The 22,005-nt window shown below is 40.6% G+C and carries 17 protein-coding genes; 7 read left to right on the forward strand and 10 right to left on the reverse strand.

Annotated features, from left to right (window positions below; genetic code table 11):
• Positions 1 to 2: 2 nt before the first annotated feature.
• From ACK8HY_RS14255 to ACK8HY_RS14290, 8 genes are all read right to left on the reverse strand, one after another.
• Positions 3 to 1,088, reverse strand: a complete 1,086-nt coding sequence (locus ACK8HY_RS14255) for a glycosyl hydrolase family 28-related protein (RefSeq protein ID WP_416134036.1) — start codon at positions 1,086 to 1,088, stop codon at positions 3 to 5.
• The gene (locus ACK8HY_RS14260; protein WP_416134037.1) at positions 1,081 to 1,881 is read right to left on the reverse strand and encodes a hypothetical protein; all 801 of its coding nucleotides are present in this window, start codon (positions 1,879 to 1,881) and stop codon (positions 1,081 to 1,083) included. The genes ACK8HY_RS14255 and ACK8HY_RS14260 overlap by 8 nt, the downstream gene beginning before the upstream one ends.
• Positions 1,882 to 1,939: 58 nt before the next feature.
• Entirely contained in the window at positions 1,940 to 2,992 is a 1,053-nt protein-coding gene (locus ACK8HY_RS14265) for a glycosyltransferase family 4 protein (protein ID WP_416134038.1), read from the reverse strand.
• Positions 2,964 to 3,953 carry an O-antigen ligase family protein gene (locus ACK8HY_RS14270; RefSeq protein WP_416134039.1) on the reverse strand — a complete coding sequence of 330 codons (990 nt, stop codon included), beginning with the start codon at positions 3,951 to 3,953 and terminating at the stop codon, positions 2,964 to 2,966. The genes ACK8HY_RS14265 and ACK8HY_RS14270 overlap by 29 nt, the downstream gene beginning before the upstream one ends.
• A gap of 371 nt (positions 3,954 to 4,324) precedes the next feature.
• Entirely contained in the window at positions 4,325 to 5,080 is a 756-nt protein-coding gene (locus tag ACK8HY_RS14275; RefSeq protein ID WP_416134040.1) for a glycosyltransferase family 2 protein, read from the reverse strand.
• Positions 5,081 to 5,112: 32 nt separating this feature from the next.
• The gene (locus ACK8HY_RS14280; RefSeq protein ID WP_416134041.1) at positions 5,113 to 6,432 is read right to left on the reverse strand and encodes a lipopolysaccharide biosynthesis protein; all 1,320 of its coding nucleotides are present in this window, start codon (positions 6,430 to 6,432) and stop codon (positions 5,113 to 5,115) included.
• A complete protein-coding gene (locus ACK8HY_RS14285; RefSeq protein ID WP_416134042.1) occupies positions 6,429 to 7,514 on the reverse strand; it encodes a lipopolysaccharide biosynthesis protein in 1,086 nt (361 codons plus the stop codon). Before ACK8HY_RS14285 ends, ACK8HY_RS14280 begins: the two co-directional genes overlap by 4 nt.
• Before the next feature lie 6 nt (positions 7,515 to 7,520).
• Positions 7,521 to 10,055: an SLBB domain-containing protein gene (locus tag ACK8HY_RS14290; RefSeq protein ID WP_416134043.1), complete on the reverse strand. Its 2,535-nt coding sequence runs from the start codon at positions 10,053 to 10,055 to the stop codon at positions 7,521 to 7,523.
• 299 nt (positions 10,056 to 10,354) lie between these two features.
• Here ACK8HY_RS14290 and ACK8HY_RS14295 point away from each other — a divergent pair, with 299 nt between their 5' ends.
• The 5 genes from ACK8HY_RS14295 to ACK8HY_RS14315 all read left to right on the forward strand — a co-directional run bounded on the left by ACK8HY_RS14295 (position 10,355) and on the right by ACK8HY_RS14315 (position 14,964).
• Complete coding sequence (locus ACK8HY_RS14295) at positions 10,355 to 11,266, forward strand: DUF5106 domain-containing protein (protein ID WP_416134044.1); 912 nt, start codon at positions 10,355 to 10,357, stop codon at positions 11,264 to 11,266.
• Between the two features lie 6 nt (positions 11,267 to 11,272).
• Entirely contained in the window at positions 11,273 to 11,743 is a 471-nt protein-coding gene (locus ACK8HY_RS14300; protein ID WP_416134045.1) for a S24 family peptidase, read from the forward strand.
• 260 nt (positions 11,744 to 12,003) lie between these two features.
• Positions 12,004 to 12,273 carry a PqqD family protein gene (locus tag ACK8HY_RS14305; RefSeq protein ID WP_416134046.1) on the forward strand — a complete coding sequence of 90 codons (270 nt, stop codon included), beginning with the start codon at positions 12,004 to 12,006 and terminating at the stop codon, positions 12,271 to 12,273.
• 20 nt (positions 12,274 to 12,293) lie between these two features.
• Positions 12,294 to 13,922 (forward strand): ABC transporter ATP-binding protein, encoded by a 1,629-nt coding sequence (locus ACK8HY_RS14310; RefSeq protein ID WP_416134047.1) that lies wholly within the window; start codon positions 12,294 to 12,296, stop codon positions 13,920 to 13,922.
• A gap of 124 nt (positions 13,923 to 14,046) precedes the next feature.
• A complete protein-coding gene (locus tag ACK8HY_RS14315) occupies positions 14,047 to 14,964 on the forward strand; it encodes a hypothetical protein (protein WP_077439082.1) in 918 nt (305 codons plus the stop codon).
• Between the two features lie 194 nt (positions 14,965 to 15,158).
• On the opposite strand, the gene ACK8HY_RS14320 is transcribed toward ACK8HY_RS14315, so the two are convergent.
• Together ACK8HY_RS14320 and ACK8HY_RS14325 are read right to left on the reverse strand one after the other, a co-directional pair.
• Positions 15,159 to 16,736, reverse strand: coding sequence for a S41 family peptidase (locus ACK8HY_RS14320; protein ID WP_416134048.1), 1,578 nt, complete (start codon positions 16,734 to 16,736; stop codon positions 15,159 to 15,161).
• A 125-nt stretch (positions 16,737 to 16,861) separates the two neighbouring features.
• On the reverse strand, positions 16,862 to 18,142 hold the full coding sequence (locus tag ACK8HY_RS14325; protein WP_416134049.1) for a replication-associated recombination protein A: 1,281 nt from the start codon (positions 18,140 to 18,142) through the stop codon (positions 16,862 to 16,864).
• Positions 18,143 to 18,351: 209 nt separating this feature from the next.
• Between ACK8HY_RS14325 and ACK8HY_RS14330 the strand changes: the two genes are divergently transcribed.
• Positions 18,352 to 19,455 carry a tetratricopeptide repeat protein gene (locus ACK8HY_RS14330; RefSeq protein ID WP_416134050.1) on the forward strand — a complete coding sequence of 368 codons (1,104 nt, stop codon included), beginning with the start codon at positions 18,352 to 18,354 and terminating at the stop codon, positions 19,453 to 19,455.
• A gap of 305 nt (positions 19,456 to 19,760) precedes the next feature.
• Positions 19,761 to 21,881: a carboxy terminal-processing peptidase gene (locus tag ACK8HY_RS14335; RefSeq protein ID WP_416134051.1), complete on the forward strand. Its 2,121-nt coding sequence runs from the start codon at positions 19,761 to 19,763 to the stop codon at positions 21,879 to 21,881.
• Positions 21,882 to 22,005 lie beyond the last annotated feature (124 nt).

Genomic DNA, 22,005 nt, shown 5'->3' on the forward strand with positions numbered 1-22,005 from the left:
TCTTATTTTTCTTTATCAAACTTTCGATTATATATATTTAAGACCCGTCCTAGATTGGATCTTTGAATGCGATTTGTATAATTTAAAAAATTATTGCCCTCAATTTCCCATACAAAACCATTCGCCCCTATATCAAGGATTAAACCTGTTAGCCCCGCATTATTTATGATGCCCGCTTGTCCGTCGCCGACCTCAATCAAATAATACGCTGAACTGGAATCCGAGGTCGCAATATTGCTATGAATCTGCACATTTTTTGCCCCGTTCAATTGTATGAGATGCTGAAAACTATTTTCAAAATAGTTCCCATCAATCACAAAGCCATAAGTTGCCGGATTCAATGATAAACCAATCCCCTTTTCTATATCTACGACAGCCTCGCACCTGTTTCGAAGAAATGAGTTAGCTAAAGCCGCTTTTCCCCGTTTACCCAAGCTTAGATAGCCTTCTTTCATATTTTCGAACCCTGTTGACTCGATTGTATTAATATTATATGTGCCCTCACAAAAGATACCTATCCGCGAAGCCTTAAAGTAGCTGTCGCGAATTATATTTGCATACATACCTTCCACAATTCCCCCTCCAACATCAATACAGATATCATGCTCCTGAAAAACACAATTATAGATCTTCACCTTAGTAAAAGCTCCACCGTTTGCCACATTCAGGTAAATCCCAGATTTGCTTCCTAGGGTTCTGATATTTTCGAATATAACATCTTCTAAACGGTTTCCCTTTGCCGTAAAAATCGACGATAGATCTTTACCCACGCCCGAGCTGATGACCATACCTCCTGTTCCGCCAACATCTCCCTCACCAAGAAGCTTGATCGAATTGGGTAAAATTAAAGGCTTGGTGATACGATAATTTCCCATTGGAAAGAAAATAGTTTTTCCGATCCCTTGATTCAGCGCCTGCTGTATAGATTTCGTATCATCTGAAGCCCCATCTCCTTTTGCTCCAAAATCGCGAACATTCAATGCAAAATTAGCATCCACCTGCTCCGTAGATGTCTGTTTTGCCGTTCCATGGCAAGAAATATTGAGCACCAAAAATAGGAACAATACGATTGTGATTATTTTATTCATTGATAATTTTATTAATAAAATTCGGCTTTTTAATAAAAAGTCGGTAATCGCCTTCCACTAAGGATGAATCTTTTTGAACAGGTAAAAGCTGCAACCTGCCTTCTTCATTAACTATCCCAATATCATATCCTAATGATAAAGTAATCTGTGACAACCTGGCCTCACCGAAACGAATAATTGAAAGTTTATAATCTTCATTTTCACCAGGAAATACTCCTCCATTAGCGGCAGTTATTTCACGCAAAATATCGGTGGTAGTTAATAAAAAAAAGCTTTGCACATGTGGTGTGTAATTGTCCCTGATCAACGACTGGTATACCTTTGAACTATAAGAAATTCCCAACAATCCCAAATTGCTATGTTTACTAAATAGATCAGTATACTCATCAATAAAAATAGCAGAATCAGCGTTGATAGAAGTATTGGTCAGAAAAATATACCTATTATCGCCAGCTATTAAGTTCTTAACAACGAAACCATATCCCCCAAAATCCATTCCCCGATTAGGTACCCCATATATTTCAACACTTTTATCGAAGAACTTTTCACTTTTTAATTTTTCACTATAATTATCATTCAAATCCGACACCGTCAATATGTTTCTTATAGGACGAATTCCTCTATACTGCTGGAGCCGCTCAAAATGAAATCGCAATCCGCACAAAAACTTATTCGCGGTATACTTAATCACCTTGTGACGTTCAGACGCATACCCAGACCACTCATGTGTATGCACAATGACTTCATTATTTAAAATAGGGCTGCGCTGCTTTTTCATAACTTGTACCTGCATTTTTTTATTCAAATGCAAGATATTTAGAACATACTCAAGGACAACAAATAAATAGAATCTAATCATAAATTTTTATATACTGCTTTCTCACCAGCTCTTTTGAAAAATGATTCTTGATAAATTGCTTATTAAGCTCCTGTCTTTCTCGATATAAAGCAAAGGAGTCATCTTCAAATATCTTTTTAAGATCATTTAAATTACTCATTATCAAATTTTCTTTTGGAACAATTTCTCTTACTGCAGGAATATCCCATGCTATGATTGGTAATCCAGCATTCATGGCTTCCAAATATACCATCCCAAAAGTCTCACCTCGAGACAATAAAACAAAATAGTCAGACCTTGCCATTAACTGGTCGATATCCGAACGATACCCCATAAATGTGACTTTATCAGAAATACCTAAAGCAAAAGCTCTTTGCTTTAACAAAGTTATATATTTTTCCTCTCCGTCCCCCACAATTTCCAACGACCATGGATGCTCCTTAATCAAACCGAAGGCCTCAAGCATTCTATCTGTTCCCTTTTGAAAACTTATGCTACCAACGCAAATAAATTTCGGCGGCTTATCTATATTCCCTTTTGCTTGTTTTCTATCCACTTCTACCCAGTTCGGAATACAAAATGCTTTCTTTTTAAAAAATGACCTTTTTAAGGTAAAAGAAGTAAGATATATAATTTTATGAGACAAGAACTCAGCGAGAAAAAGTACCATTTTATGGAACATACATACCAATTGCCTTTTAAACAGATTTGTATATGAATCTCTATTATTCTCTGGCAGTGAATGAATGGTAATAATGGACTTCAATCCGAGAAGCCTTCCTAAAATTGCTGCCCATAGGATAGCTTTGGGTTGATGACCATGAATAAAATCAAAGTTTCTCTCGTTAATATAGCTAAAGAGCTGATTTACACCTACAGTTGGAAACCAGCCTATCTTTATAACGCGTACAGCGATGTCTTTCGGAATCCTTTCCAACAAAGGCCCTTCATCAAAAGCTATCAGGTGAATTTCATATTCTCCCTTTAACATTTCGATTAATTTTAATACGTGAAGTTCACTTCCGTATAAATTTGGCTTATCGATTAAAAAGGCTATTCTCTTCATTCTTAAACACAAAAAACATAATTAAAAAGGGAATAGAAAAATTCAACGTCTGAAAAGACATTGAAAATAGAAGCAGATAGATATACCAATTTCTAATAAATGAATTTTTCGTCTTTTTTAAAATCATAACGTTTAATACCATAAAAGCTAAAAACAAGAATAAACCCTGTTCGGCGATTATTTGTAGTACAAAATTGAAAGAAGCAGGACTAACTCCCTTAGGGTAATACATTACGTCCATATAATCTGGTAGATAATCTTTAATATAGTACTGAAAGTTGTACATACCTATTCCAATTAACAAAGACTTTTTCACCAATAGATTAAAAAGTGCCTGGGTAGTCCCATATCGCTCTATTGTTGATAAATCTGCCTCAACCTCAAATGTACTCAAAAAACGCTCACCAATGTTGAATCCTCCGACGGAAATAGTACTTAAAAAATAAACAATGACTAACAATATTGGCATGATAAAGAGCAATTTCAAGATCCCTCTCGAACTAAAGACATTGATATATCGTCCAGATTCCACTATATAAAACATGACAAAAAACAATTGTCCCAACCGCGATATGGATAGTATAATTCCAATTAAAAAAAGCAATGCTGTTGTGATAAATATTTTGAAGTTAATAATCCTTTTACGAAAGGCATAAAAAAGCGCGAGGTTGGAAAAAAACAATTGAAAGGCAAAAAATGAGGCTTCATTCGTCAGACCGGCAGGCCTTGCTCCTTGATATGTCTCAATTCGGAATGTCTCGGCGAAAGAAGGATTATTATGAATAAGGGTAAAACCTACTCCCACAAACTGAATAATAACAGCTAGTGAAGGTAAAATCCCCCCGACAATCATGGCCAGTAAAAAATGTCTATTTATTTTCTCTACATTAAAATTGTCTAACAGGTATTGTCTGATAACAAAGAAAATAGGCAGAAACACAAAAAACTTGTTTAATGACATCAATCCCCTAATAAATGGAGAAGGGCTCATAAAGGGATCTGGAATAAGATCTCCAAAAGCTACACGCACTAGACCTACAATGATAGAGATCAAGGAAAAAATAAGGAAGAATATCCAAATAAAGTCTGGCAAAAACAGCCTAATTTTCAATAGCCAAGCTATTGAAAATTGCCGCTGGAATAATAGAATAATAAACAGTAAAAGAAAGAGATTAAGCTCAAAAAACGATACCGTTATCCCAACCTTTAGGAGAGACGTTACATTAAACTGCGCAGTTATTATTAATGGATATAGAATCCCTATTGATTTCTTTAAAAAAAAATAGACCGTAGACAGTATAAGTAAAAAATATAACAAATAAAAGAGTACACTTAGCATATCCTTTTTTTGAGGTTTACAAGATGAAACAAAACCTTTCTGTATCCGCTATAAAGGTACGCTTTCCAAGATGGAATTTTTAAATTTTCGATAGAGGCCTTACGGACTTCATCAAATCCCCTTGTTGCATTTACATTGCTCACGCCTTCTGTATTCATATGTGCCACTGTTTTATCCAAGAAATAAAAAGCCCCATTTGCAGCGTAGATTCTCGAGAATAACTCATAATCCATAGCTATTTTATAACTTAGATCGTACTGGAACTGCAGATAAACCTCTCTGGAAACAAAACAGGTCGGATGCCATACCGCCATCTGAAAAGCGAATGTATCCAAAGCTTTCGGTAAATAAATTTTGCTCGATTGCTTATTGAAAAGAGACAGCTTCCCATGTATAACAGTGAAAGGGGCACCACTATTGTTTTTATAAGAAGCTGCAACATCGCTCAAAATATTTGGTTCATAATAGTCGCCAGAATTAATTAGACCCACCAAATCACCTGACGCCGCATTTATCCCTTTGTTAAATGCATCACTAATACCCTTATCTTTCTCGCTTATAACGATGTCAATTTTATCCTTATATTTATTTATAATGTCAAGCGTTCCGTCTGTTGATCCCCCATCGACAACAATATATTCTTTATTGGCATAATTCTGTTCGAATAATACATTCTTTATTGTAGCTTCGATGTTTTTTTTGTCATTAAAAACTATAGTAACAATAGATATCTTAGGAAAATTTGTCATTTTTTTAAATTTAATTAAATTAACGGGAGTTATCAGCTCTTCCAAATCCCAACTGCTGTACCGGACATAAGCTTTCTATACTGGGTATATTCAATAATAAAGGATATCGAACTCAAAATCAAGGTCGCCAGCACAACACCATGGAGACCGATAAGACGTCCCATAAATATTCCTAATGGCACATTTAGAATACCAACTCCGACCACCAGCAAAACTTGGAGACCAATCACTCCAACACCATTTAAATAAAAATGATAGATCGTTCTGAATGCATTCAAAACAGTATATATCGCCAAAACCCACGAAAGCAATATCGGTGGATTAACTTCAGATCCCAGCCACAGTCTATACGCTATATTGGAAAAAGAAGCCATTAGACAGGCAAGTACTCCCAGACCGCAGACAATTAAGTTCATTCTTTTGATTGTTTGTTTTATCCAGCCATAATCTTTTGTTCTATGCGCTTCGCCAAAAGCAGTCCATAGTGGAGTCATTACTATACCTGACAACATCGTCACAACACTGAAGTATCTATAAGCTATGTTATAGGTGGTTACAGCTGTTGGACCAAAAACCTGGGTGATAATTAAATTATCAATATTATAGACCAAAATTAGTCCCATTTGGATGATAAAGAATTTCCAGCCTAGCTGGAAAATATCCCTTAGCAAAGAAGAGTCAAAAAATTTGATACTGGGCCTAATGGTTTTAAATCGACCATTAAACAGAAGAAAATTTGCCGCAAGAAGAACAAGAACAGGGCTTAAAGCCATGGGTATTGCCAACATTTCTAGGCTGCCGTCTTTGACAAAGATAGTTAGTAGAAAAATAAAGAACAGCGATATCACATTGATCAGGCAATTTACAACAGCACCGATTATAGTATTTTGATTCGAGGCTGCTACCGTCACAATTGTGTTTAATACAAACTGGAACGTGAAAGAGAAAAAAACGATAAACGCCACTTTCCGTAGATCTCCCTCGCTCATAAAATGGGCATTGAGTAAATTTTGCCATTTTATAAAAAATTGCAGCAGCAAAAATACAAGCAATAAGAGAAGGGATATAAAAAACAGCAAAAGATATGTTGTACTTACATATTTTTTTGCCTTTAATAAATCACCGTCAGTAATCGATTCTGTTAACTTTGTTTTTAAGCCATTGCCCAATCCGATATCAAAGAAATTTACCCAGCCTATTATACTGCTCAGGACTAGCCATAATCCATATTGATCCTTATTTACAAAATTCAATGTAATGGACACCAGCGCGAGTGTAGACGCAACACTTATGCCTTTAAACAATAATGAATATGAAATATTGCTTTTCAGTCTCCTTGTGCGATTGCTCATCTGACCGTTCTCTTTATTACAAATGCAATCGACATGAAGAACAAGGATAACATTACCCCTATTATGACTCCAAAAATAAGCCCCTTATAAATACTTATAAATTGCTTCTTCAACGGCAAAATAGGTTCATCAATAACCTGTATTAAAGGCGTTTCACGCAACAGAGCCATCTTTGCCATTTCTAAATGTTGAATCAATTGGCTTAAAATAGCTTTATTCGTCTCCGCAGAGAACTGCGATCGTTGCGTTGGAATAATTCGCTGGGCTTGTTTTGTCGGATTAAGATTCGGTGTATTATCTATAACAATTGCTGCCGAGGATATTGCTCCGGTCATAACTCCTCTAACCGAATCTGTTTTATGCTGCAGAATTTTTATGTTATCCTGCGATTTCTTTGTCTTTGTCGCTACATAGAAATCATTCACATTTTTTACTAAGGCATCATTAAAATCTTTTGAAAACGATTCATTATTTGATTTTACCTCTACCCTAATTATAGACAGCTTCTTATCCAACTTTTCTACAACAAGACATTTATCTCTAATATTTGCTACGACAGATTCCATCACGCTATCCTTCGCCCGCTGCAAAGACGAGGATTTTTGTTTTATATTTTTAAAAGAGATCTCTAATAGCTCGGGTTTCTTTTTCTTCCACTTCTCTTTCACCTCAGCAACATCTAAATATTTTTCAATCATAGAAACCGAGGAGTCGGCAGCTGTCCGGCTATATAATGTCGCCTCTAACATTTTTCGCGATCTATACAATTCTAACAAATTATCACCTTGAAAAATTCCACCTGTGGAAGATCCAAAGTCTATTCCTGCCAATGCTGCCAATCCTGCCACTTGTCCTAGACCCCCGGTATTACTTTCACCAGACTCTAAAACAAATGTCGTTGTTGCAGTATAAATAGGCTTATTTTGCTTTGCATAGAACATTCCTAACACAGCACCTGCCAGCCCAAAAGCCAAGATAGCATACCATTTTGACAATAGATAGCTAAGCCATTTTTTTATTTTAGTTGTCACTTCGCCCAAAGATAATTCAGCAGAAACCATTTGGCTATTTTTATTTTCCAAGATTGATTATTTAAATAAACTAATGATAATGGCCAATGTTGAAGCGATACCAGTTCCTATACCGATCCACGCTTGCGAACTCAATTTCTCCCTTGGCGCTCTTTTAGGTACAACAATCTCCGCCCCTGGTTTCACATCAGGATATCCTCCGGATTTACCCTTTACTGCACCATTGGCATATTGAACAAAAACGCGTTTTCTCAATGCATTATCCGTAAAACCACCGGCTTGGTTGATATAGTATTTCAGATTTTTACCCTTCACATAAACAACATTATTCGGATTCAAAACCTCACCTACGACTTTCACGGTTTCCAGTTCTTTTGGTACGGTGATAATATCACCGTCCAAAACCAATAAATCACCTTTTTCGTAAGGTTTCGCTAAAATTTTATTCAATTCGATACCAACCAGGTCGCTGGGTTCAACCTCCTCGGCTGACATCCCTTGCTGTGACACCTTAGCCAAAGCAGTATTTTTAGCTTTGGAGTTGTCAGCGTTTTCCTCATCGGAATCCTTATCTGTATTTTTCTTTTTGTTATTACCCTCTTCGTCCAAGCTATCTTGTTCCATTTCTTTTTTTAGACGCTCTTTCTCCTTTTTCTCCGCCGCTTTCAGTTTTGACATCCCCGTGCGTCTTAGTGATGCACCTTCGGTATAAGCATAATTGGTCAATCCGCCTGCACGCTTGATGATATCCGAAATACGTTCGTCCTCGCGTGAAATGGTGTAAACACCCGGATATAAAACTTCCCCTTCTATGGTCACCTGGCGTTGCGTACGGAAACCGGCATCGCCTAATACAGAAATCACATCATAGGGTTGTAAAGCGATGCTTGGATCTGTCAGGATACCATCTTTGATATCCACTAAAATGGTCTGCGAAGAACTGTGATCATCCGCATTGCGCTGTTTAAGTCTTCGGGCAATCTCCACACGTGCATTTTTTGCTGCTTCGGTCAGCCCGCCAGCTTTTTGAATCACATCCCCCAGCGTGGCATTGCTGGCAAAAGGCAGATCACCCGGAAAACGCACTTCACCCTGAACAGTAAATTTATATTCATCGCGCAGATCAAAAATAGAGGCGATCTCAATTTTATCCTCACGTTTTAACGGAATATCAGCAGCTGTTCCGGCCAATACTTCACGCACATTAAAATTAATCAGCTCGGCAGTATTATCGCTCTGTAGGCGGTTGATGATACCACGTTCTAAAAAGGCATCCTCACGTACACCATCTGCCATTTCAAGAACTTGTTTCAATGTCAATCCGGGTTCAAGTCCAAAAATACCCGGGCGGAATACTGCCCCCAGGACAGAAACCCGATTGGCATAGCGTTCTAATATCGGCTCGACTATATATTGATCACCGCCCTTTGGCGTATAATTTGCAAATTGATCGGAATATACATCCTGCACACTGCGCTCACGCCCTGTTGTTTGCAATACTTTAATCTTCGCAGTATAGGCATTCTCCGTGAAATCGCCGGCATACCGCAAGATATCGGATAGCGACTCCCCCGCGACCGTCTCAAAAATAGCAGGTCGTTTTACTTCACCTTCAAACTGCACCCGCGCACCATAGACAGGGATATGGATAATATCTTGATCCTGTAAACGAATATTGCCCTGTTGTATCCCATTCGCCAAAAAATCATAGACATCAATCGTACTAACGACGCGGTTGGCACGGATCACCTGGATCTGACGGTAGGTACCATTTTTATTGGGACCGCCCGCAGCGTAAAGAGCATTAAACACCGTGGCTAAAGACGGCAGGCTATAGGTCCCTGGTTTTGTCACAGCACCAGTCAAAGTAACGCGGATGGTCCGGATATTACCGATGGTAAGACTGACATTGGTCCTTCCCGATCGGATTGCCGGATAAGTGCCGCTCAAGCGTTGTTCGATCTTGCTTTTTGCAGCAGCAATGGATAAGCCCGCCACATTAATCTGCCCCACATATTCCACCTTGATCATTCCATCCGGGCTGACAGGTAATTGATAAGAAGCTTCATTGTCACCGGTGATATCCAACAAGATCTCATCATCCGGCCCAATGATATAGGAGCTTGGCGTCGCCATCCGAAGGTTGGGTTCAAACGTGATGCTATTATTTTTAAAGAGGTCCGAACCAAATATTTTTAACTTCCCGTCATCTTGCTGAAGAGAATCAGGATTAGTGTTACGTTTATTACTTAAAGAGTCTGTATTGTTTGCTCCTCCTACCTGACGGCCAGTTGTCCGACGGCCGTTGCTCGTGGTATTCGGATTGTCTTGAGACTGATCGGGTTGTTGCTTTTTACGTTTAATCCTTGCCAAACGCTCTTTTAGTTTTTGGACTTCAACAGCAGATACCCCCTGCGCACGGGCAAAGCCATCCAACTGGCTTTCGTCATAACCCATTAGGGCAGCCTGTTTTACATATTGCTCGATTTGCGCATCTGTCAGATTATCTACCTTGATATTGGCGGGATTGGTCTGTGCGCATACGGTGCCCACAAATCCGATCATACAAAACCATAAAACTATTTTTTTCATTCGATATATTGGCATTTGCCGCAAAATTAGTAAAACTATTTAATTAAACCGTTTAAAAAATTTACGCAGAAAGCTACATGACGACAGAAAGTCCATTTTTATTCTCGTTTAATGCTGCGCTATTCAGCTTTCTAACGTAAAAAGGATCCCATCTGCTACGACCTGTTCCCCAGGAAATCAGTCACATCAATTCAAAGGGTCGATAAGTTAAGTAAACCTCCTTGGCACAATAATGCCGGGATTGTATCAAGGGAATCCTGAAAGTTTTATTAACTTAGCGACATTAAGCATAAATTAGAATGAAAAGTTCAACTCTTGGTTTTTGGTTGTCGATAGGCATAATTGTAGGTCTACTGTGGGCCTGCGATGGAAATAATAAATCAAAAAAAGAAAGTAACGAAACAATCCCGCAAAAGGCGAGCTCAATAAGCGCTGCAGATAGCAGTTTGTTACATTTCTGGGATAAATTCGATATGAACGACAGCACCCAGGTGAAGAATCCCGACAAAGGTGAGCAGCAACTCGCTGACTTTCTCGGACTATTATCAAAAACTCCGGATTCTGCCACAAGGGACAAGGCTGTAGACCTGATGTTGGATAAAGCCAAATCCAATAGGACCAGTTTCGACCACTTTGTTAAATTATACGAACGTTATCTTTATGATGGCAATTCGCCGATGCGAAATGATATCCTCTACGAGTCTGTGCTTCGCTATATGATCAAAACGGATCTACTATCGGATCTGGAGAAAGAGGCTTATCGGCCGGTCTACAAATTGGTCTTGCGCAATAAAGTAGGTCAACCCGCGGAGGATTTTAGCTATGAACTTGCCAATGGGAGCAAACAAAAGCTATCAGAAGTCAAAGCCAAGTTTACCTTATTGATTTTTTACGATCCGGACTGCTCGCATTGCAAAGAGACCATCCATCAGCTCCGTGATACCCCGCAATTGGTACAGGCATTTTCGGAATTACAACTGCAGATCGTAGCCATCGACCCTTGGGGAGACCGCAGCAAATGGAAAAATTATATGTCCGAAATGTCCGAAAAATGGATTAATGGTTTTGATAGCGACAGCAAGATCCTATCTTTCAACTTGTATGACCTCAAGGCATCACCAACGATATACCTCTTGGATGAAAACAAAAACGTACTATTGAAAGATACGTATTTACAACAGGTCATTCAATTCTTCGTGCAACCCAATTAATACACTATGGCCGGACATTCGGAAGACAATAAAACACGTATTATCTCCAATGAGCTTTATTTTGCCGAAGTACAACGAATGCTGGACGAGGGTAAAGAAGTTCGTATCCGCATCAAAGGGGGAAGCATGCGCCCATTTATTGAAGACGGTGACAGCGTTTTATTACAGGCTTATCGCGGTGAACCGTTGCAATTGGGCAGTAATATATTAGCCCGGCATGAAGGAAAATATGTTTTTCATCGTTATGTGGGGAGAAAGAATGCACAGATCGTGCTGGCCGGAGATGGCAATCTTGTCCTACGGGAGTATATCAATAGCAGCGACATTATTGCGGTTGCTTCGATCCATTTTCCCAAAAACTCAGCGCTGGAAATTAATTTAAATCATAGCTGGGCAAGATTACGCGGCTTGGGATGGTACCATATCCGTCTTTTGCGCCGGATTAAGGCCAAACTAAAACGTCTAATAACGGGCTAGAGCAGATTAAGCAGCTGAAATTGCGCGTCACAACAGGAGATAGAAAGTATGAGAAAATAATTATTAATTTTGATTTTATTTATTCTATTTAGTTCTATTCAATAAAGTACCCAAATGCATAGCGATCATTTGGCTATTCAATTAGGACTATTAAAAACAGCTAATTAACATATGAAATATCCATGTGCGGAAAAAACCAAACTGGTATGAAAACATAAGGATATCGCATATGGTCATTAAAAAAAACAAATAATTCACATATGAAATTAAGATCGGATTTAGTATTGAGAACAATTGGTTCAGATCATTTAATTGTTGACCCTAGTCAAGATATGGTTGATTTATCAACTGTATACACATTAAATAGCTCAGCAGCATGGTTATGGGAACAATTGAAAGGCAAGGAGTTTGACATGACAACAATCGTTGGGCTACTCTGTGACAACTATGATGTAGACGAGCAACAGGCGCAATCCGATGCAAAAGTTTTACTTGCGGATTTTGAGAAACAAGGACTATTGGAAAAATAACGCTTCCACTGATCATCTGAATGAACAATAACAGCCTGAAACAACATGCGTGCTGGGCCTGGTCCATCAGCGATGGCTACCGCGGCAGATTACTACTCTACTTTGTATTGGAACTGATCTGTATCGGTCTTTCGCTGATTTTTGTATACCTATCCAAAAAAGCAGTTGATGTAGCGACTTCCCCAGGCGAGCTGCCACTCAAATGGCTGTTGATCGGCATTATTGGGAGTATCAGCTTAAATGTGGCGATCAAAGGCTACTCGGGCCGGCTGCTGGAGCGCATCAAATTGATGCTTACGCTCCAGTTGCAACGGAGCATGCTGGATGCACAGATGCTGTCGGTATGGAAGCTGATCAAAAACTGGCATACCGGTGATATACAGATACGGATTCAGACGGACTGCGAGGAGGTGGCCAACACCATTGCCAGCACCGTGATTTCCTTTGTATTGACGATTATCCAGTTACTGGCCTCCGTTGGGTTTCTGTGGTATATGGATCCAATGCTCGCCCTGATGATCCTCGCCATCTCCCCTTTGTTTGTCTTTTCAAAGTTGTACTTCCGCCGGATGCGCAAACTCAGCAAAGAAGTCAAAGAGGAGGAAAGCAATTTTTCAAAAGTGCTCCAGGAAAATCTGCGTTTCCGCCTGCTTATCCGGGCAATGGGCATTTTCCCAAAAAGACGGACCAAATTAACGGAAAGCCAACAACAGCTTTTCCTGCTGAAAATGCGCCAGATCAATTTTTCAACCTATACACAGGGGGCCATGAAAGTGGCCATGAATGCCGGTTATCTGGTTGCGTTCATTTGGGGGGTCTATCGCCTACAATCGGGACAGATTACTTTTGGAACGATGACGGCCTTTTTGCAATTGGTCGCCCGGATCCAGACGCCCATTCTTGCGCTGATTGCCTATATCCCAGGTTTCGTCCGCTTTCGGGTATCTGCAGACCGACTATTGGAACTGCAGGAAGGTGAGATTGAGCCTCAGGTAAAGCAGGAACGCCTGAACAGCACAAAAGAACTGCGGATCACGGACCTCTCCTTTCGCTATGAAGATAAATGGGTGCTGCAGCAGTTAAATCTTTCGCTGAAAGCAGGTGAACCAACCGCAATTATCGGACCCAGCGGTAAAGGAAAGACCACCTTGATCCGGCTGTTATTATCGCTGCTTAAAGCTGAAAAAGGTACGATCACATTGGTAGATTCGACCGGCGAAAGATTTTTGGAGGCAAAACACCGCATCAATTTTGCCTATATCCCGCAGGGCAATTCGTTGTTTAGCGGCACCATCCGGGAGAATCTTATGCTCCATGTCAAAGAAGATGGCCCGCTCGATATCCATAAAGCGCTTTGGCTGGCCTGTGCAGAATTTGTATTTGACTTTCCAGATGGCGTGGATACTTTAGTGGGAGAATCCGGCATGGGGCTATCGGAGGGGCAGGCCCAACGTATCGCTATTGCCCGTGCACTGATGCACGATGGCGATATCTGGCTCTTTGATGAGGTGACCTCGGCCCTAGACCGAACCACTTCGGATACACTGACACAACGCTTGCTCGACTATGGAAAACATAAAATATGCCTGTTTGTAACGCACGACTTACATTTGGCAGATAAATGCCAGCATCGCATTTATCTGGATTAAAGGAATACCAATAATCATTAAACGCAAATGGCTATGAAAACAAGCTGGATAGGCATTATAACATATTAAAAGAAGAAACGAGCCGCTGTGCTCTTGAAGGAATTATTCACATAGGACCCGAATTATGAATATAACGAATTTATCTGAGTCTCAAACCCGTTACCGCATCGCAGACTTAATTTTGGAGTTTAATCACCCAACAGCTATTGCATTGAATCACATCCTCAGCTCGTTTCGGGATTTTCAGATCGATCTTGTGGATGAAAAAGCGGATATTACGATCAATATTAGTCTCGAAAAGGCCCCCGTAACAGCGGATTTGGGACTGCTACGGACAGATGAGTCTATCGCTTGGGGCGATCGCTTCCGTTTTTATGAGAAGGAGGATACGTTTATTACCACCATCGTAAATGAGCGCGGAAATGGGACATGGTACCAATATAGTAACCGTAACTTTGAACTTTCTACGATTTATGTCCCGGAAAGTTCAGCCGATGAACAGAGCGCAGTCATAACCTGGATGTCGATGATGATATTTGGCCAGGCCAGTCTCTTGCATGATACCATTATGATCCATGCTTCCGTGGTCAATCACCAGGGTAACGGGATTGCCTTCTTAGGGAAAAGCGGAACCGGAAAAAGTACCCATAGTAGGCTGTGGCTCGCAAATATTCCTAACACGGTATTGCTCAATGATGATAATCCTGCCGTCCGGATAACTGCTGAGGGCATTTTTATCTATGGCACACCTTGGAGCGGCAAGACAGCTTGCTATAAAAATGAACGATTGCCGCTAAAAGCCTTCGTACGCTTACAACAGGCTCCAGCCAATACCTTTACCTGGCAGCCAGGACTCAAGGGCTTTATTGCTGTACTACCCAGCTGCACAGCAATCCGATGGAATAAAGATCTATTTACGGAAATGAATACAATCCTGGAAAAAATAATTGGCGAAGTCGCTGTGGGTTATTTGCAGTGTTTACCTGATGCGGCGGCGGCGCAGCTTTGTTATGATTTTATATTTGATAATACGGAAAGCTAGCATACTAAGCTGTATGAGGCTGCTGATGGGGATAAACTTCATAAAGAAAGCGAGCCTTGAACTGAATAGTTGAAATCAGGTTATAGGGAACTGAGCAGAACTAAATAAAAACGGGAATATCCAAAAAAAGACTGGACATTCCCGTTTTCACTTCTCTCCGCGCTAGTGCTACAATCAGATAGCGAGCCCTTAGATTATCTGTTTATTCTTTTAATCATGCCACGTTCTGGCCGTGTATGGATTTTACCCTGTTCGACGGTGCGGATACTTCGTGTAGAAAGGCTGCGCAATGTCGCCCGTGCTTTACTAGTCGGTGCCGCATCAGCTAAAGCCGTCGCCAACATTTTCTCCTGGGGATTACCCACATCGAACGATACATCATCACCTATATTGACCTCGTCAGGAACCAAACCATCCCAGTAATCACGTAAATTGGCCTCGGTTCTATTGTTATATTTCTCACCTAAATTTCCGCGTGAATTTTTTAAGATAAATGAAGCTGGCCAATAGGAGGCTTTATTCTGTATTTTTTGCTCGAAAAATCCAACCGGTTTACCATAGGTTTTTGTCCCGGTCGCAATAATTTCTACGCTTAGATGCGGTGTAAGCACGTTGATCAGCATCTCTGCCGCAGAAGCTGTCTCTTCACTCACCAGGAAATAGACTTTATTGAGATTGAGTGTGCTCAGTCCCTCGAAATAGGTATCGTTCATATTTAACTGCTCCCGTAATCCTTTTGCGGCATCCGACTGCATATATTTATTCATCTCATAGGTCAGCATCAGTTTACCTTTGGTCTTTGCCCCCCCGATCTTATCGGCAATATATACCGCGGCATCCACATAGCCACCACCATTATAACGCAAGTCAACAATCAGGCTTTTGATTTGCATATTCTGAAATTTGTTAAATGCGGCGTCAGTAGTTGTTTTATTGGTCTTCCCCCCACTCGAGACATTATCAATTTCTTCAAAGGAGGAAAGTGCTAGGTAGCCTACATTATTACTACTGTAGGTATAGACAGTATCCTTATAAATTGGATTGATCGGATAAGATGTATAGGCCAAGTTTTCTTTTTTGAAAACCTGGTTATTGGCACGTTGTACCTGGAGTGTCAGGTTCGCGGCATCTAAAGCTGTATTGATATTGTTTCTTAGGCGACTATAGGCAGCTGCATCCTTCACCTCGCAGGTGCTAGTGGGACAGTTGACTTCGACCGAATAATTCTCCTTATCATTATTGACCGAAGTAATAATGTCGGCCCGTTTAAATCCCGCTATTTGAGCCGGGGAGCCGCCTTCAACAAAGGAAATATAAGGTTTGGCAACCTTACCGTCGATCGAAAACCATTGGACAGAAATCCCATAACCGTCGCTATTATCCATCTTGGTGCTTGCCTGTCCCGAAACATCATAGCCATTAATGCCCTCCACATAAGAAAAGCGATCCAATACCCCGCCCCATTTCGCATATGCGGCATGTGCCGGACTCATTTTTTTTAATGCCTCGAGTACAGCTGTGGCAGAGTTATATTGATCTGTAAATTGCGCCGGATTATTCAGATAATCGGGAACTGAACCGTCTGCCCACAAGGAATACAATTTATAGTATTTATAAATATCGTCTTTGATAAGCTGACCTTCGGTTCGGTCAGTTGGTTTTGGCTCCGGTGGTTCGGGCTTGGGGTGATCCTTTTTACAGGAAAGAACCGTAAGTCCGATTAGCGCTATCGCTGCCCAACGCCCTACTTGCTTTAGAGGCACTATATTCATATGTTGAAGCAATTTGTAAAACAAACATAGATAAATTGCTTTTTATATGCAATATAATTACGCTTGATATCAAAGAATTGTAGTTTTTCGGCGGCTACTACAATCTAACTACCAATGTCTAAATACTAATATCTGTATTTCTCTTTCCACTTGTCCCGCAGGCTCTGTCGGATCTTTTCCTCCTGTGGATTTTGTCCCGGCTCGTATAGCTTTACGCCACTAACCTCTTTGGGCAGAAATTCCTGCAACACAAAATTGCCGGGATAGGCATGTGCATATTTATATTCAGCCCCATAATTGAGCTCTTTCATCAGTTTGGTGGGGGCATTACGGATGTGCAGAGGAACGGATAGATCGCCTGTCTGTTTCACCAGCGCCTGAGCCTTATTGATGGCTTCATAGGATGCATTGCTCTTGACCGAAGTTGCCAGATAAATGACGGTCTGTGAAAGAATAATACGCGATTCGGGCCAGCCGATGACATTCACGGCCTGGAAACAGTTATTGGCCAACAGGAGTGCATTGGGGTTGGCATTACCGATATCCTCTGAGGCTAAAATCAATAATCTACGGGCGATAAATGAGGGATCTTCTCCTCCTTCAATCATCCGGGCGAGCCAGTATACCGCTGCATTTGGATCCGATCCCCGGATCGATTTAATAAAAGCCGAAATAATATCATAGTGCTGTTCTCCAGCTTTGTCATAGATCGCCATATTCTGTTGTACCTGGCGCAGGACAAAGGCATTGGTAATCGGCTCCTTGTGAAGAAGTGCCGCATTGACAACAAGTTCAAGTACATTCAATAGTTTACGCGCATCACCGCCAGACAAGCGCAACAGGGCCTCATATTCTTCAACGGCAATGTCATGCTTTTGGAGGTATTCATCCTCATGCAGCGCCTTTTGAACCAGTCCGATTAGGTCAGCTTCGGACAGATGCTCCAGCACATAGACCTGACAGCGGGATAGCAAAGCCGATATTACCTCAAAAGAAGGGTTTTCGGTTGTCGCACCGATCAGGGTAACCAAACCGCGCTCGACCGCTCCCAGCAGCGAATCCTGTTGGGACTTGGAAAAACGATGGATCTCATCGATAAATAGAATGGGCTGATCCTGATTGAAATTCATCAAGCGCTCAGCTTTATCAATGACTTCACGGATATCTTTTACTCCGGCCTGAATGGCACTCAGGGAAAAGAAAGGCCTATCGAGCTCTTTCGCAATCAACAGCGCCAGGCTTGTTTTCCCAACCCCCGGAGGCCCCCATAGGATCATCGAAGGAATATTCTTTTGCTGGATTGCATGATAAAGGACTGCATCAGGACCGACGATATGCTGCTGCCCCACATAATCACTCAATTGATGTGGACGTAGTCGTTCTGCAAGTGGAATACGTGTTGCCATACACAAAATTAGTATTTAGTATTTAGATTTGAGTATTGAGATATGAGATATGAGATATGAGTGGGACTTTAACATTTTTTCACATAAATTTTCTTCATATTTGTTCTGATATGTTAAAAATGCTTGTGACAGAGCAGCTATCGACAAATTGCTTTTGGCAGGCAATTTAGTTAAGTTTGTATGAGACGTTAATTGACACGTAATCATTTATGAGGAGAACGAAATACCGGGCCTTACTTCTGACTACCCTAATCTTAACCGTAGGAATAAGCGGGAAGGTAGCAGCACAGCAAAGTCCAAAGGATTATACTGGGGCGATAAAAAAATACGATACCACATTTAAAGGTATAGGACCGGAGGTGTATTTCCTACCTCCTCCAAAGACTGAAAACGAAATTATCGAAGATAATTATACCGATAAAAAAGGATTTAGTAAGGAAATCGCGAGACAATTGCTATTCCAACGCTTACTGCTACAATTGAAAAGTACCAATAACATGGGCCATTTTCAATATTTGATGAGCCCTGTTCCCTCCAATACCAGTGCATGGAATACGGTCATTGACAATCAAAGAAAAGCCGAGAACTGGATTGCAGGCTATGCCCTGGCCAACGAAGCGGGGCTATTTTCAATCAAGAATAACGATAGTAGCAGCGCTTCCAAATTTTTATATGAGGCCCTGTCATTGGCGAATCGGACGGACAATAAAGATGATATTGCAACGATCAACCTGAACCTAAGCAACTTTCAGCTGTATCATGGGGATTTTGATAAGGCCGAAGAAAATGCCCAAAAGTACCATACCTATGCCACGGTAAGCAAAAGCTATGTGGAGCAGGCCAATGCCTGGTTGTTGCTTGCCATGGCGCGCGCGGGACAGGGAAACTTTAAGGCGGCTGAAAACAACATCATCCGAAGCGCCATCCCCTTATTTAATAAAGCGAAGGCCTATGAGGGCAAAATATTCGCCTGGGAGATGCTCGCAGAGATTTATTTTAAGCAAAACAAATTTACCGAAGCACAATGGTTTCTGCTCCAGGCCCGGGATCTGGCAAATGCCAAAAATCTGAGTGGAGAACTGGCAGAAATCGAATATCTGCTCGCCGCTTCCAAACAGAAGGATGGCAATTACAAAGTGGCGGTCAAGGAATTTATTCAGGCAGCCGAACTGGCCTCCAATGAGAATAATAAACAGTTGTCACTGGCCATATTGGACAAATTGGGGGAAGTATACCTTACCCTAAAGGACTATCCTTCGGCTGACCAGACCTACAAGGCTTATACGCAACTGAAAAATGAATTATACAATTAATCGACTTTCATCAGATCATTTCAACTGAAAAATCGAAAGTAAAAAACAAATCGTACTTTAAGCTTTTTGTAAATATTAGAGGATAAATCAAATAAATTTTTAGAATCTATGCTAATGTGCTATGAATTTCACTAAATTTAGCACGCTTATCAATAAGAGCTGAATATTTTTATTTCCTTTAATAAAAGTTTATTGGTGGCAAAAAAGAGAACGATAAATCTGTTCTATATTCAGCTTAATTTAAAATTGTATATAGTAGCGAATTTATCTTAGTTTATAAAATGATTATTAAAACTGTCGAAAATATGTTTAGGAAACTCATATTTGCACTTTTTGTGGTATCTATTGTGTCCTGTGGCTCAAAACCGCGGGTAGCACTTCCAGATGATGGCGGGCTCAAACCGAGCACCCAGCATCAGATCATCGCGAAAGAAGTGATCGGATTATTAGAAAATGCCAGCTACAAAAAGGTCAAAATGAATGATTCGATATCTGGAATTATCTATGATAATCTAATCAAAGGATTGGACCAGAGCAAGAATTATCTATTACAATCGGATATTGATGCATTTCAGGCTTACAAGAATAACCTCGCCCAGGATATCAAAGGAGGAGATCTTTCATCCGCCTTCCAAATCTTTAATGTCTATAAAAAGAGGTATTTGGAAAGAATGCAATATGCCCTTTCCGAAATCGACAAAAAGCACGATTTTACCAAAGACGAGGTTTATCAGCCTAACCGTGAAAAATTAGGATGGTTCAAAACAGACGCCGAGGCAAACGATCAATGGCGTAAACGGGTGAAATATGATCTGTTGAACCTGGAAACTGCCAGTGGAAAATCGACGGACAGTGCCAAAACCAAACAGGTGGAGACACTGAAGAAACGTTATGTGAATCTAATTTCACAGACCAAAAAATACAACGCAAATGATGCCTTTCAGATTATAATGCAGGCGCTAACAGATGCTGTAGATCCACATACATCTTATTTTAATCCATCTTATGCCCAAGCTTTCAATGAGGGTATGGCCAATACTTTTGAAGGTATCGGTGCCAGACTGACCATTGACAACGAGGCTGTAAGTATCAATGAGATTATTCCGGGAGGACCTATCTTTAAAGATAAGACCATTCAGGTGAACGACAAGATCATTGCTGTGGCACAAGGTAAAGACGGAGAATTTGAAGATATCATCGGCTGGAGATTAGACGCTGCCGTAGCCAAAATAAAAGGTCCTAAGGGAACAATTGTCCGACTTAAAATTATTCCGGCCGGACAACCGATGAACTCACATCCACGCATTGTTTCCTTGGTGCGTGAAAAAATCGTTGTCGAGGAAGAATCTGCAAAGAAAGAGATCCTGAATATCAAAGGAGCTGACGGAAAAATGTATAAAGTCGGGGTAATCAATATTCCTAAGTTTTACATGGATTTTGAGGCTTACAGAAGACGTGATCCGAACTATAAAAGTACAACACGGGATGTAAGATTGATCTTAGACACCCTTAAACAAGCGAAAGTGGATGCAGTACTGATCGACCTACGTTTCAACGGTGGTGGTTCACTTCCCGAAGCGATTGATCTTACCGGGCTATTTATTGACAAGGGGCCTGTTGTACAAGTAAGGGATACCAAAAACAATATTGATGTCGAAGAAGACAAAACTGCTGGTGTAGCATGGGACGGACCTTTAGGCGTCATGATCAACCGTTTCTCGGCCTCAGCTTCTGAAATTTTTGCCGGAGCAATTCAGGACTATGGTAGAGGCGTGATCCTGGGCTCACAGAGTTATGGTAAGGGAACTGTTCAATCGGCCATCGACATGTCTCGCGTGATTAGCCCAACAAGCCGTCTGTTGCTGAAAGCTTCGGGTGAGAAGGATCCTGATACCCCAGAAGGCGCACCACAATATGGACAGATCAACATCACACTGGGTAAATTTTACCGGGTCAATGGCAGCAGTACACAGCACAAAGGTGTGACTCCTGACATTACATTCCCTTCCCAATTCTCTGCAGAGAAATTTGGTGAAAGCTCAGAAAAATCTGCCCTTCCATGGGATCAGATCCAATCCAGCAACTTCAAAAAGGTTGCGGATATGAGTGGCGTGGATAAAAAGCTAGAGACACTACATGAGAGCCGTATTAAAAACTCCCTGGAGTACAAATATCTAAAAGAAGATATTGAAGAAGCTCAAAAAGATGAGGATGTCAAAATTTCACTGGAATTAAACAAATTCAAAAAAGAAAAAGACGACAACCTCAAGAAAAATAAAGAGCGTATCAATGCTTTATTGAAATTACAAGGTAAACCTGCATGGGAGGATGGAAAACCACAGCCAAAAATGGACCTTGACTTTGTAAAAGACGAAAGTGCAAAAGTAATGACCGATTACATTATCAATTTTGCAAACAAAAAATAATAAGGGCTAACAACCGGTTAAGAAAGGCAATCGTAACAACGGTTGCCTTTTTTTATGATACTCATCACAATAGCAAAGCTTTATGATCAATTTCGCCTTTTCTTCGTAACTTATCGTCATATTA

The sequence above is a fragment of the Sphingobacterium sp. NGMCC 1.201703 genome (genome assembly GCF_047784615.1).
In the GTDB taxonomy this organism is placed as follows: domain Bacteria; phylum Bacteroidota; class Bacteroidia; order Sphingobacteriales; family Sphingobacteriaceae; genus Sphingobacterium.

Coding starts and splice junctions, on each gene's coding strand:
- ACK8HY_RS14255 (WP_416134036.1), bottom strand. CDS start 1,088: ATGAATAAAATAATCACAATCGTATTGTTCCTATTTTTGGTGCTCAAT.
- ACK8HY_RS14260 (WP_416134037.1), bottom strand. CDS start 1,881: ATGCAGGTACAAGTTATGAAAAAGCAGCGCAGCCCTATTTTAAATAAT.
- ACK8HY_RS14265 (WP_416134038.1), bottom strand. CDS start 2,992: ATGAAGAGAATAGCCTTTTTAATCGATAAGCCAAATTTATACGGAAGT.
- ACK8HY_RS14270 (WP_416134039.1), bottom strand. CDS start 3,953: ATGTCATTAAACAAGTTTTTTGTGTTTCTGCCTATTTTCTTTGTTATC.
- ACK8HY_RS14275 (WP_416134040.1), bottom strand. CDS start 5,080: ATGACAAATTTTCCTAAGATATCTATTGTTACTATAGTTTTTAATGAC.
- ACK8HY_RS14280 (WP_416134041.1), bottom strand. CDS start 6,432: ATGAGCAATCGCACAAGGAGACTGAAAAGCAATATTTCATATTCATTA.
- ACK8HY_RS14290 (WP_416134043.1), bottom strand. CDS start 10,055: ATGAAAAAAATAGTTTTATGGTTTTGTATGATCGGATTTGTGGGCACC.
- ACK8HY_RS14295 (WP_416134044.1), top strand. CDS start 10,355: ATGAAAAGTTCAACTCTTGGTTTTTGGTTGTCGATAGGCATAATTGTA.
- ACK8HY_RS14300 (WP_416134045.1), top strand. CDS start 11,273: ATGGCCGGACATTCGGAAGACAATAAAACACGTATTATCTCCAATGAG.
- ACK8HY_RS14305 (WP_416134046.1), top strand. CDS start 12,004: ATGAAATTAAGATCGGATTTAGTATTGAGAACAATTGGTTCAGATCAT.
- ACK8HY_RS14310 (WP_416134047.1), top strand. CDS start 12,294: ATGAACAATAACAGCCTGAAACAACATGCGTGCTGGGCCTGGTCCATC.
- ACK8HY_RS14315 (WP_077439082.1), top strand. CDS start 14,047: ATGAATATAACGAATTTATCTGAGTCTCAAACCCGTTACCGCATCGCA.
- ACK8HY_RS14320 (WP_416134048.1), bottom strand. CDS start 16,736: ATGAATATAGTGCCTCTAAAGCAAGTAGGGCGTTGGGCAGCGATAGCG.
- ACK8HY_RS14325 (WP_416134049.1), bottom strand. CDS start 18,142: ATGGCAACACGTATTCCACTTGCAGAACGACTACGTCCACATCAATTG.
- ACK8HY_RS14330 (WP_416134050.1), top strand. CDS start 18,352: ATGAGGAGAACGAAATACCGGGCCTTACTTCTGACTACCCTAATCTTA.
- ACK8HY_RS14335 (WP_416134051.1), top strand. CDS start 19,761: ATGTTTAGGAAACTCATATTTGCACTTTTTGTGGTATCTATTGTGTCC.